Origin of the sequence: Aeromonas sp. HMWF017 (genome assembly GCF_003061465.1) — a bacterium.
Taxonomy (GTDB): Bacteria; Pseudomonadota; Gammaproteobacteria; order Enterobacterales; family Aeromonadaceae; genus Aeromonas; species Aeromonas veronii.
Window position 1 is genome coordinate 64,941 of sequence record NZ_QAJD01000170.1, and the last position, 10,904, is coordinate 75,844.

The following is a 10,904-nucleotide window of genomic DNA, read 5'->3' on the forward strand; positions in this document are numbered from 1 at the left end:
TATGGCTAAAAGAGTATAGGTGTCAGCTCAACAGCACTTCTTTGACGAAGCGACTGCCAAAGTAGGCAAGAGTCAGGATGAAGCTGCCGATCAGACTGAGTGTGATGACTTTGCGGCCGCGCCAGCCATAGGTGTGATGACCCCACAGCAGCAACACGTAGACACACCATGCCAGGATGGAGAGCACTGCCTTGTGAGACTTGCCCTGGGCGAACATATCTTCGAGGAAGAAGAGGCCGGAGGCGATGGAAAGTGTCAGTAGCAGCACCCCTGCAGAGATCAACTGAAACAGCCGTTTTTCCACTGTCATCAGTGGCGGCATGGCTGGCAGGTTGCTAATTTTTCTCGATTTAAGCTGCTTGTCCAGACAGGCGAGCTGCAGCGCAAACAGACAGGCGATCATCAATACCGAGTAGGCCATCAGGGCGAGGCCGATGTGCAGCAACAGTTGGGGATGGGCCTCCAGATGGGTTATGTAGCGACCCGGGATCAAGGCGCTGGCAGCCAGCAACAGGGCCGAGAAGCTGTAGACCACCGGCAGCAGGATCCAGCCGTTGAAGCGTCGGGTTACGCAAGTCATGAAGCAACTGATGATGAGGCTGACCAGCGAGGCAACGTTGAGCATGCTCAGGTTCTGGCCGTAACTCTGCAATACCTCTGAACCGAGGGCGCTGGCGTGGGCGATCAGGGCCAATCCGATACAGGCAAACAGGGAGCGCTGTCCCACCGGCTTGGCGCTCAGTAACAGATGCAGGGAGGCGATGATGGCCAGCAGATAAAACGCCAGGGCCAGAACAGAGATTACGATCATAACCAGGTCGTTGTTGCACAAGCTTTTGAGGGTAAGAGGGGCAGTATACCTTGCACGAGAAGTGCTCGCCAGTTGTGCAACGGCCGATCTGCCCATATATAGGGTATAGGGAGAAGCTCCCTGCTGCTGCGGTGCGGTGAATAATCGTCCTCGCGCCCGCTCTGGGTTATAATGCCCCCAATTTATTACGCCAAGAACCGGAATCCGTCATGTTTGAGAATTTGACTGAACGACTCTCGCGCACCTTGCGCAATGTCAGTGGCCGTGGTCGCCTGACCGAAGACAATATCAAGGAAACCCTGCGCGAAGTCCGCATGGCGCTGCTCGAGGCGGATGTCGCCCTGCCGGTCGTGCGGGATTTCGTCGCGCGTGTCAAAGAGCGCGCAGTCGGGCAGGAGGTGGCCAAATCCCTGAGCCCGGGCCAGGCATTCATCAAGATTGTGCACGGTGAACTGGTCACCGTAATGGGGGAGGCCAACGAACAGCTCAACCTGGCTGCCCAGCCGCCCGCCATCATCCTGATGGCCGGTCTGCAGGGTGCCGGTAAGACAACCACGGTTGGCAAACTGGCCAAGCTGCTCAAAGAGCGCAGCAAGAAGAAGGTGCTGGTGGTCAGTGCCGACGTCTATCGCCCTGCGGCGATCAAGCAGCTGGAGACCCTGGCCAGCGACATCGGCGTCGACTTCTTCCCAAGCGATGCCAGCCAGAAGCCGGTCGATATCGCCACCGCCGCTATCGATCAGGCGCGCAAGAAATTCTATGACGTGGTGATCGTCGATACCGCCGGTCGTCTGCACGTCGATAGCGAGATGATGGCCGAGATTCAGGATCTGCATGCCACCATCAAGCCGGTTGAGACCCTGTTCGTGGTCGATGCCATGACCGGTCAGGATGCCGCCAACACCGCCAAGGCGTTCAACGAAGCGCTGCCGCTTACCGGTGTGATCCTCACCAAGGCGGATGGCGACGCCCGTGGTGGTGCCGCGCTGTCGGTACGTCACATCACCGGCAAGCCGGTCAAGTTTATCGGTATGGGTGAAAAGACCGATGCGCTGGAGCCGTTCCACCCGGATCGTCTCGCCTCCCGCATCCTCGGTATGGGCGATGTGCTCTCTCTTATCGAAGAGGTCGAGCGCAACGTCGATAAAGAGAAAGCGGCCAAGCTGGCCAGCAAGGTCAAGAGTGGCAAGGGTTTCGATCTGGAAGATTTCCGCGAGCAGCTGGCCCAGATGCGCAACATGGGCGGCATGATGGGGATGCTCGACAAGCTGCCCGGCATGTCCGGGCTGCCGGATAACGTTAAAGATCAGATGGATGACAAGCTCACTGTGCGAATGGAGGCGATCATCAGCTCCATGACGCCCAAGGAGCGCGCCCATCCCGATCTCATCAAGGGGTCCCGCAAACGCCGTATCGCCGCAGGTTCCGGCATGCAGGTGCAGGATGTGAACAAGCTGCTCAAGCAGTTCACCGAGATGCAGCGCATGATGAAGAAAATGTCCGGCAAGGGCGGCATGCGCAAGATGATGAGCCAGATGAAGAACATGATGCCCCCCGGGTTCGGTGGCGGCCCCTTCTGATCCGGCCTGCGTGTTGATGGGGGCCTGCTGCGGCAGGCCCCTTTTCATTGCCGCTCTGCGCAAAAAATGGCTGGCTTGGTTGCAATTATTACGAATCCAAGTAGAATTACGCGGCTTATTTTAAGCTAGGGTCCGCGTGTTTGCGGGCCTTGTTCATTAGATGTTAATGAGGACGATATGGTAACCATTCGTTTACAACGTGGTGGCGCGAAAAAGCGTCCGTTCTACCAGGTAGTAGTTTCTGACAGCCGTTGCGCCCGTGACGGTCGCTTCATCGAGCGCGTTGGTTTCTTCAACCCGGTTGCTGCTGGTCAAGCTGAAAAGCTGAACCTGGACCTGGCTCGTATCGAGCATTGGGTTGCTACTGGTGCCGCTGTTTCTGACCGCGTTGCCAAGCTGATCAAAGACGCTAAAAAAGCTGCTTAATCAGCCCAACGGTAAGGAGTTAAGGTGGAAAAACCTGTAGTTCTGGGCACCCTGGGTACCGTTTATGGCATCAAGGGCTGGCTTAAAGTGAACTCCTTCACCGATGTTGCCGAAGCGATTTTCGATTACAACCCCTGGCTGATTAATCAGAACGGGGCGTGGCGTGAAATTCGGGTTTCATCCTGGAAACGTCACAACAAGGGTCTGATTTGCAAACTCGATGGTATCGATGTGCGCGAAGATGCCCTGGCATTGATCAATGTCGAGATTGGCGTACCCGCCGATCTGTTGCCTGCGTTGCCTGAAGGTGAGTTCTACTGGCGTGACCTGATTGGTTGCTCCGTGGTGACCACCAAGGGATACGACTTGGGCAAGGTGACCGAATTGATGGAAACCGGCTCCAACGATGTGTTGGTGGTTGAGGCCAATGTAAAAGATGCCTTTGGTGCAAAGGAGCGGTTGATTCCGTTCCTGGAAGAGCAGGTGATCAAGAATATTGATCTGACTGCTCGAACAATCGAAGTTGATTGGGATCCTGGTTTCTAGTTTCCCGCGCTAACACGGGTGCCGGAGGTTTCTTATGTGGATTGGGGTCATTAGCCTCTTCCCTGAAATGTTCCGAGCCATTACCGAGCACGGGGTAACGGGTCGGGCCGTCAAGAGTGGCCTGCTGCAGATTGAGTGCTGGAACCCCCGGGAGTTTACCCACGACAAACACCGTACGGTCGATGATCGTCCTTATGGTGGTGGGCCCGGCATGTTAATGATGGTTCAGCCGCTGCGTGACGCGATTCATGCAGCCAAGCAAGCGGCGGGAGACGGGGCGAAAGTCATCTATCTCTCTCCTCAGGGACGCAAGCTGACTCAAGCGGGCGTAACCGAGTTGGCGACGAATCAGAAACTGATTCTGGTAGCCGGTCGATACGAAGGTATCGATGAACGCGTGATACAAACCGAAGTCGACGAAGAGTGGTCTATCGGGGATTACGTGTTAAGTGGTGGCGAGTTGCCTGCCATGACCCTGATCGATGCGGTTTCGCGTCTGGTCCCGGGGGTTTTGGGTGATCAGGCCAGTGCCGAGCAAGACTCCTTCACGGATGGCTTGCTGGATCATCCCCACTATACTCGGCCGGAGGTGTTGGATGGATTGGCGGTGCCCGAGGCGCTGACAAGCGGCAATCACGAAGTGATTCGACGCTGGCGTCTCAAGCAATCGCTCGGACGGACCTGGCAAAGAAGGCCGGAACTTATTAACAACCTAGCTCTGACTGACGAGCAAGAATCACTTCTTGCCGAGTATGTCCGCGAAGTGCGTGACAGCGTTAAGTAGAGTTTTCAGTTTATCCTAGGTAAGGAAAGACAATGAGCAAGATTATTCAGCAGCTTGAACAAGAGCAACTGCGTACCGACATCCCGGCTTTTGCCCAGGGCGACACTGTACGTGTTCAAGTTCGTGTTAAAGAAGGTGGTAAAGAGCGTCTGCAGGCTTTCGAAGGCATCGTTATTGCCAAGCGTAACCGCGGTCTGCACTCTGCTTTCACCGTTCGCAAGATCTCCAACGGCGAAGGTGTTGAGCGTGTATTCCAGACTCACTCTCCGCTGATCCACAGTGTAGAACTGAAGCGTCGTGGTGATGTTCGCCGCGCCAAACTGTACTACCTGCGCAACCTGTCCGGCAAAGCTGCTCGTATCAAAGAGAAGCTCAACTAATTCGATTCGAATTGGTGTCGGTATGTCGGCAAATAGCTCGACAGGTAGTGAAAAGGCTCGCCAATGGCGAGCCTTTTTTGTATCCGTCTATTGGCTATCTGGGAGCCGTTACTGGATGACCCGAACTACCGAGTTGTCTCGCCCGAAGGGGCCTGGCACATAGTCATCCGCTGCCCAGTCATTCTCGTAGAGGGTTTCCCCTGCCGGTGTGATGAGCTGGTAGCAATATTCGAAGTACCCCGGGCCGTCGGTCGGCAGATTGAGGGTAGCTTTGAACTCGCCGCTCTTCATGCGTTTCAGCTCGACCGGTTGCCACTGGGTGAACTCGCCGATCAGCATCACCTGTTCCGCCCCTGCTGCTGCCTCTTTCTCTACGGCAAAGGTCACCTTGACCTCGGGCTTGGACTTCAAAAACTGTTTGATCAGTGGCATGACGCCTCCTTGTCTGTGAGTTAAAAATGGCTCCTGTCTATTTTTATACCACCATATGACAAAGATGTTGATAAGACAGATCAAGTCGGCAAGGCAAAATAGCGTTGCAGCAAACTGTGGGTGAAGTCGATCTTGAGATAGAAGCCGCGGGGCAGGGTCATGATGGGTTGACCATCGCGGCCGATGGCGCGAGTCAGCGCCTTGTTGTTGGCCGCCTTGGGCCGCAGTTGCATCACCTGGCCGTGGCGTGCGCTGATCTGCTCCACTTCTCCCAGCACTATCATGTCCATTAGCTCCTCCCAGTCCTGACGCAGTAGCCGATCTTCCTCTTCATTCGGGCTCCATATCAGTGGCATGCCGACTCGCCGCTCGCCAACCGGGATCTCGCGACTGCCTTCCACCGGGATCCAGAGCACCCGGGAGAGCTTGTTGCGCACGTTGGACTCCTCCCAGCGCTGGCCGCTGACGCCGATCAGCGGGGCAACGCAGACGAAGGTGGTCTCCAGCGGTTTGCCTTGAGGATCCACGGGGATCGTCTTGAGTTCGATCCCCAGTTCCGGGAAGTCCTGCTCCGGCTTGCTCCCTGCGCTGGCTCCCAGTTGCAGCTCGATCAACTGACCGACCCACCCCTTGTCACGGCGCAGGTCTTTGGGCACAGCGACGCCAGCCTCGGCGGCCAGCTGCGCCAGCGTGAAGCCGGCCATGGCATAGGCGCGGCTCAATAACTCCTGCTCGGATTGGGGATTGCTTGGCATAGTTGGCTCCATCTTGCTCGCCATATTCTAACAGGGGAGGATCCCGAGAAGGATCGCTGTTTTTATAACCGATCCTGAGTGGATAAGATCAAATGCAGAGAATTTGGGGGATATCAGCTCATCACTATGATTTTAAAGGATTTTGTCTATTTTATCGAGTAGTGATCCTGGTCTGGTTTGACCTCGAAATAGTTGTCCAAGGGTTTGTGCATGATGTTACACACAGTTATCCACAGAAATCTTGGATAAGTGGATGAAAGTGGTTGGAGTCGCTGATATGTTACAAAAAATTGTGAATGCCACCCCATTTTTACAGGGTAAACGGGGTAGATATTGTGCCACTCCTGTGGATAATTTCGCCGCGGTGGATCTTTGAGCAGTTGAACTTGTTCACAATCCGGATCATGGATCTGACTCTTGGGGGAACATGGATCTAGATCCAGTTGTCTTATCTCAAGTTTATAAAAAATAATGATTTTTTATATTTTATGTCGCGTGGTGATACGGAGGGGCACTTTTCGCGTACAGTTAAAAAGTACTGTATATACCCGTTTGCTAACAGCTTTATGCACAGCCTGGGTGGGCAACTTGGGGGCGCGGATCCTTGGATTTGTTTATAAGTATGTTTGAAATCGAAAGTTATTCATGAAACAGGGGATTCACTCCTTGTTTGCTGCCACGGAGTGAATGTGGAACAATCTCCTTATAGATTCAGCCTTTATAAGGTGATCACGTGATTGATGGCGACGGATTTCGTCCCAATGTCGGTATCGTGATCTGTAACCGTGAAGGACAAGTGTTGTGGGCTAAACGCTATGGGCAGCACTCCTGGCAGTTTCCGCAGGGGGGGGTTGATGATGGTGAAACGCCAGAGCAGGCCATGTATCGAGAGCTGTATGAGGAGATTGGCCTCAAGCCCGAAGATGTGACCATCATGGCCACCAGTCGTAACTGGCTAAAGTACCGTTTACCCAAACGTCTTGTCCGCTGGGACAGTTCACCGGTCTGTATTGGCCAAAAACAAAAATGGTTCCTGTTACAGCTGAATTCGGGCAAGGAGTCGCGGATCCAGTTCGGCTGTCATGGCCATCCCGAATTTGACGACTGGCGTTGGGTCAGCTTCTGGTACCCGGTGCGTCAGGTCGTCTCGTTCAAGCGGGAGGTTTACCGCCGGGTCATGAAAGAGTTTGCCCCGCTGGCGATGCCAGTGCCGGCAGTGCAGGTCAACAAGAAGGATGGGCGACGCAATCGCGCCCGTTAAGGAGCACAGATTAGTTGTTAACGGAACTGAGACGTATCGTCGAGAGCATGGCCGAGGCCAATACCCTCGAGCAGGCCTTGCAGGCATTGGTGAGCCAGACCCGGCACGCCATGGCAGTGGACTGCTGCTCTGTCTATGTCTCGGAACCCGAGGTGCGCCGCTATCGCCTGGCGGCTACCGACGGCTTGGCCCCGTCCGCAGTCGGCAAGGTGACCCTGCCCTACGAGCAGGGCATCGTCGGTCTGGTGGGTCAGCGGGAAGAGCTGATCAACCTGGCTGATGCCCCCGCGCATCCCAGTTTCAAATTCCTGCCCGATGTGGCCGAAGAGGCGTTCCGCTCCTTCCTCGGCGCTCCCATCATGCATCAGCGTCAGGTGGTCGGCATTCTGGTGGTGCAGCAGAAGGAGAGTCGCCGCTTCGATGAGGGGGAAGAGTCCTTCATGGTCACCCTGGCGGCCCAGCTGGCGGCGCGGATTGCCCAGGCGCAGGCCAAGGGGTGGTTGCAGAAGACCGACTGGAGCAAGCCGCTGCGCGGTATTGCCGGTGCCAGCGGTATCGCCATGGCCAAGGCCTGGGTGTGGCGGCCCCGCAAGGCGCTCTCGTCCATTACCCCGCGCAAGGATGAAGACCATGCCAGCCAGCTGGCGCGGCTGGAGCTGGCGGTTGAGGAGGTGCGTCACGACTTGGAGAGTTTGGCGCTGCGTTTTCGCGAGAGCTACAGCCAGGATTCGGTGGCGATCTTCGATATCTATCTCCATCTGCTCAGCGATCCCGGCTATATCAAGCCCATTCGCAACAAGGTGAGCAAGGAGCACTGGACTGCGGTATCTGCGGTCAAGCTCATCAGCGATCGCTTGATCGAGCAGTTTAAGGGGATGAAGGATCCTTACCTGCAGGAGCGTTCCACCGACGTGAAGGATATTGCCCAGCGGCTGATCAGCCGACTGGTGCAGAATGAACCGGAGCATATTTCCATCGGCGAGCCGGTGGTGCTGGTTGCCGACGAGGTGACCGCCACCATTCTGGCGGAAGTGCCCCGCGAGTATCTGACCGGGGTGGTCTCGCTCAAGGGGGGGACCAACTCCCACGCCGCCATTCTGGCCCGCGCCATGGGGGTGGCTGCCATCATGGGGGTCGATCTGCCCCTCGGCGACATCGGTGGTCGCATGCTGGTCGTCGATGGCTACAGCGGCGATCTCTTCATCGAACCCAATCAGGTGATCCTGACCGAGTATCGTCAGCTGCTGAGCGAAGAGCGGGCGCTCGATACCCTGGTGCGCAGCGTCGATAACCTGCCATCCGAGACGGCCGACGGCACCAAGGTCTCCCTGCTGCTCAACGCCGGTCTCAGTGCCGATACCGAGATCTCCCTCAATCAGCTGGCGGACGGTGTCGGTCTCTATCGCACCGAGATCCCCTTCATGCTGCAGGAGAGCTTCCCCTCCGAGTGGGAACAGACTGCCCGCTATCGCGGCATTCTGGAGACCTACCGCAACCGGCCGGTCTGCATGCGGACGCTGGATGTGGGCGGCGACAAGCCGTTACCCTATTTCCCCATCGTCGAGGAAAACCCCTTCCTTGGCTGGCGGGGGATCCGGATCACCCTGGATCATCCCGAACTGTTTCTGGTGCAGCTCAAGGCGATGCTGCGGGCTAGTGAAGGGCTGGACAATCTGGCCATCATGCTGCCGATGATCAGCAGCGTCAGCGAAATCAAGGCCTCCCGTCGTCTGCTGGATCAGGCGTGGCGAGAGGTGTCGGAAGAGGCGGCGAGCCGCGATGCGGTGATCCGCTATCCCAGCCTCGGGGTGATGATCGAGGTGCCCTCAGCCCTCTTTATCTTGCCGGAGATGGCGCCGCTCATCGACTTCTGGTCGGTGGGCAGCAATGACCTGACCCAGTACCTGCTGGCGGTGGATCGCAACAACTCCCGGGTTGCCAACATCTACGACGCCTTCCATCCTGCGGTGATCCGCGCCTTGCAACAGCTGGTTGATGCCTCCCACCGCTATCAGAAGCCGGTGTCGGTCTGTGGCGAGCTGGCCGGTGATCCGGTCGGTGTACTGCTGCTGCTGGCCATGGGCTATCGCCGCTTCAGTATGAACACCCACAACATCGCCCGGATCAAGTACGTGCTGCGTCAATCCACCCTGAGCGAGTTGACCGAACTGATGGCCGATGGCCTCAAGCATGACAATCCCCACGTGCTGCGCGGCCTGTTTGCCCGCTATCTGGAGGAGCATGGTTTGGGCGGTTTGCTGCGAGCCGGTCATAAATCGAAACAGAGTGATTGATAATCATGCCTTGTCCCTGCTGACGAATGATCGGAAAATGCGGCTTTTATTTTGACTGGGGCCGCATATGCAGCACGATGGATATTGGGTTTTCTCGCAGATTGATCCCGTAGCATTCAGTTTGGGACCACTATCGGTACGCTGGTATGGTCTCATGTACCTGTTCGGTTTCGCTTTTGCCATGTGGCTGGCTGGCCGTCGCGCCGATGCACCGAACAGCGGCTGGACCCGCAACGAAGTGTCGGATCTGCTGTTTTACGGTTTCCTCGGGGTGATCCTCGGTGGCCGTGTCGGTTACGTGCTGTTCTACAACTTCGATCTCTTCCTCGCGGATCCCACCTACCTGTTCAAGATCTGGACCGGCGGTATGTCGTTCCACGGTGGTCTGATCGGGGTAATCACCGCGATGATCTGGTTTGCCCACAAGACCAAGCGCCACTTCTTCACCGTGGCCGACTTTGTGGCACCGCTCATTCCGTTTGGTCTCGGCGTTGGCCGGATCGGCAACTTCCTCAACGGCGAGCTGTGGGGCCGGGTTACCGATGTGCCCTGGGCCATCATCTTCCCGGAGGCTGGCCCCGAGCCGCGTCATCCCTCCCAGCTTTACCAGTTCGCGCTGGAAGGGGTGGTGCTGTTCATCATCCTTAACCTGTTCTGGCGCAAGAATCCGCCGCGCGGCGCCATCTCCGGCATGTTCCTGCTGTTCTACGGCCTGTTCCGCTTCCTGGTGGAGTTTGTGCGCCAGCCGGACAGCCAGCTTGGTCTCTACTTCCAGGAGATCAGCATGGGCCAGATCCTCTCCACTCCGATGATTATCGCCGGTGCCCTGATGATTTGGGCCGCCTACAAGCGTCCGCAGTTGTTCGGTAATGCCGTGAAGGAGGCGAAATAATGCGAGCTTATCTCGACCTGATGCAGAAAATCCTCGATGAGGGCACCGTCAAGTCAGACCGTACCGGCACCGGTACTGTCTCCCTGTTCGGCCATCAGATGCGCTTCAATCTGGCGGAGGGTTTTCCGCTGGTCACCACCAAGAAGTGCCACCTGCGCTCCATCATTCACGAGCTGCTCTGGTTCCTCAATGGCGATACCAATACCGCCTATCTGAAGGAAAATGGCGTCAGCATCTGGGATGAGTGGGCCGATGAAAATGGCGATTTGGGGCCGGTTTACGGCGCTCAGTGGCGCTCCTGGCCTGCCGCTGACGGGTCTGTCATCGACCAGATCCAGAAGGCGGTGGATGACATCAAGCACAACCCGGATTCGCGCCGCATCATCGTATCCGCCTGGAACGTGGGTGAACTGGACAAGATGGCGCTGGCTCCCTGCCACGCCTTCTTCCAGTTCTATGTGGCGGACGGCAAGCTCTCCTGCCAGCTCTACCAGCGCAGCTGTGACGTGTTCCTCGGCTTGCCGTTCAACATCGCCAGCTATGCCCTGCTGACCCATATGATGGCCCAGCAGTGCAATCTGGAAGTGGGTGACTTCGTCTGGACCGGTGGTGATGTGCACCTCTACTCCAACCACATGGAGCAGACTGCGCTGCAGCTTTCCCGCGAGCCGCGCCCGCTGCCGACCCTGGTGATCAAGCGCAAACCTGACTCCATCTTCGACTACAAGTTCGAGGATTTCGAG

12 protein-coding genes are annotated in these 10,904 nt (G+C 56.8%); 9 read left to right on the forward strand and 3 right to left on the reverse strand.

What is annotated here, in order from left to right:
* Window positions 1-22: 22 nt before the first annotated feature.
* Window positions 23-811: a cytochrome C assembly family protein gene (locus tag DBR30_RS19060; protein WP_005340390.1), complete on the reverse strand. Its 789-nt coding sequence runs from the start codon at window positions 809-811 to the stop codon at window positions 23-25.
* Between the two features lie 209 nt (window positions 812-1,020).
* Here DBR30_RS19060 and ffh point away from each other — a divergent pair, with 209 nt between their 5' ends.
* From ffh to rplS, 5 genes are all read left to right on the forward strand, one after another.
* On the forward strand, window positions 1,021-2,391 hold the full coding sequence (gene ffh, locus DBR30_RS19065; protein ID WP_108541559.1) for a signal recognition particle protein: 1,371 nt from the start codon (window positions 1,021-1,023) through the stop codon (window positions 2,389-2,391).
* Window positions 2,392-2,568: 177 nt separating this feature from the next.
* Window positions 2,569-2,817 (forward strand): 30S ribosomal protein S16, encoded by a 249-nt coding sequence (rpsP, locus tag DBR30_RS19070; RefSeq protein WP_005340392.1) that lies wholly within the window; start codon window positions 2,569-2,571, stop codon window positions 2,815-2,817.
* A 24-nt stretch (window positions 2,818-2,841) separates the two neighbouring features.
* On the forward strand, window positions 2,842-3,363 hold the full coding sequence (gene rimM / locus DBR30_RS19075; RefSeq protein WP_108541560.1) for a ribosome maturation factor RimM: 522 nt from the start codon (window positions 2,842-2,844) through the stop codon (window positions 3,361-3,363).
* Window positions 3,364-3,397: 34 nt separating this feature from the next.
* A complete protein-coding gene (gene trmD / locus DBR30_RS19080; RefSeq protein ID WP_005340400.1) occupies window positions 3,398-4,147 on the forward strand; it encodes a tRNA (guanosine(37)-N1)-methyltransferase TrmD in 750 nt (249 codons plus the stop codon).
* A 32-nt stretch (window positions 4,148-4,179) separates the two neighbouring features.
* On the forward strand, window positions 4,180-4,527 hold the full coding sequence (gene rplS / locus DBR30_RS19085) for a 50S ribosomal protein L19 (protein ID WP_005313505.1): 348 nt from the start codon (window positions 4,180-4,182) through the stop codon (window positions 4,525-4,527).
* A 108-nt stretch (window positions 4,528-4,635) separates the two neighbouring features.
* Here rplS and DBR30_RS19090 read toward each other — a convergent pair whose 3' ends face one another.
* Together DBR30_RS19090 and mutH are read right to left on the reverse strand one after the other, a co-directional pair.
* On the reverse strand, window positions 4,636-4,959 hold the full coding sequence (locus DBR30_RS19090; RefSeq protein ID WP_005348910.1) for an isoamylase early set domain-containing protein: 324 nt from the start codon (window positions 4,957-4,959) through the stop codon (window positions 4,636-4,638).
* 80 nt (window positions 4,960-5,039) lie between these two features.
* Window positions 5,040-5,714, reverse strand: a complete 675-nt coding sequence (gene mutH / locus DBR30_RS19095; RefSeq protein ID WP_108541561.1) for a DNA mismatch repair endonuclease MutH — start codon at window positions 5,712-5,714, stop codon at window positions 5,040-5,042.
* Between the two features lie 733 nt (window positions 5,715-6,447).
* Between mutH and rppH the strand changes: the two genes are divergently transcribed.
* From rppH to thyA, 4 genes are all read left to right on the forward strand, one after another.
* On the forward strand, window positions 6,448-6,975 hold the full coding sequence (rppH, locus tag DBR30_RS19100) for an RNA pyrophosphohydrolase (protein ID WP_005340421.1): 528 nt from the start codon (window positions 6,448-6,450) through the stop codon (window positions 6,973-6,975).
* Between the two features lie 14 nt (window positions 6,976-6,989).
* Window positions 6,990-9,269: a phosphoenolpyruvate--protein phosphotransferase gene (gene ptsP, locus DBR30_RS19105; RefSeq protein WP_005348914.1), complete on the forward strand. Its 2,280-nt coding sequence runs from the start codon at window positions 6,990-6,992 to the stop codon at window positions 9,267-9,269.
* 67 nt (window positions 9,270-9,336) lie between these two features.
* Window positions 9,337-10,161, forward strand: a complete 825-nt coding sequence (lgt, locus tag DBR30_RS19110; protein ID WP_031227775.1) for a prolipoprotein diacylglyceryl transferase — start codon at window positions 9,337-9,339, stop codon at window positions 10,159-10,161.
* On the forward strand, window positions 10,161-10,904 hold a 744-nt coding region (gene thyA, locus DBR30_RS19115), incomplete at its 3' end, for a thymidylate synthase (RefSeq protein WP_108588479.1). The genes lgt and thyA, both read left to right, overlap by 1 nt.

What these genes read in the sequence shown, in the direction of transcription:
- rpsP (WP_005340392.1), top strand. Translation starts at nt 2,569, where the DNA reads ATGGTAACCATTCGTTTACAACGTGGTGGCGCGAAAAAGCGTCCGTTC.
- DBR30_RS19060 (WP_005340390.1), bottom strand. Translation starts at nt 811, where the DNA reads ATGATCGTAATCTCTGTTCTGGCCCTGGCGTTTTATCTGCTGGCCATC.
- ffh (WP_108541559.1), top strand. Translation starts at nt 1,021, where the DNA reads ATGTTTGAGAATTTGACTGAACGACTCTCGCGCACCTTGCGCAATGTC.
- mutH (WP_108541561.1), bottom strand. Translation starts at nt 5,714, where the DNA reads ATGCCAAGCAATCCCCAATCCGAGCAGGAGTTATTGAGCCGCGCCTAT.
- rplS (WP_005313505.1), top strand. Translation starts at nt 4,180, where the DNA reads ATGAGCAAGATTATTCAGCAGCTTGAACAAGAGCAACTGCGTACCGAC.
- trmD (WP_005340400.1), top strand. Translation starts at nt 3,398, where the DNA reads ATGTGGATTGGGGTCATTAGCCTCTTCCCTGAAATGTTCCGAGCCATT.
- DBR30_RS19090 (WP_005348910.1), bottom strand. Translation starts at nt 4,959, where the DNA reads ATGCCACTGATCAAACAGTTTTTGAAGTCCAAGCCCGAGGTCAAGGTG.
- lgt (WP_031227775.1), top strand. Translation starts at nt 9,337, where the DNA reads ATGCAGCACGATGGATATTGGGTTTTCTCGCAGATTGATCCCGTAGCA.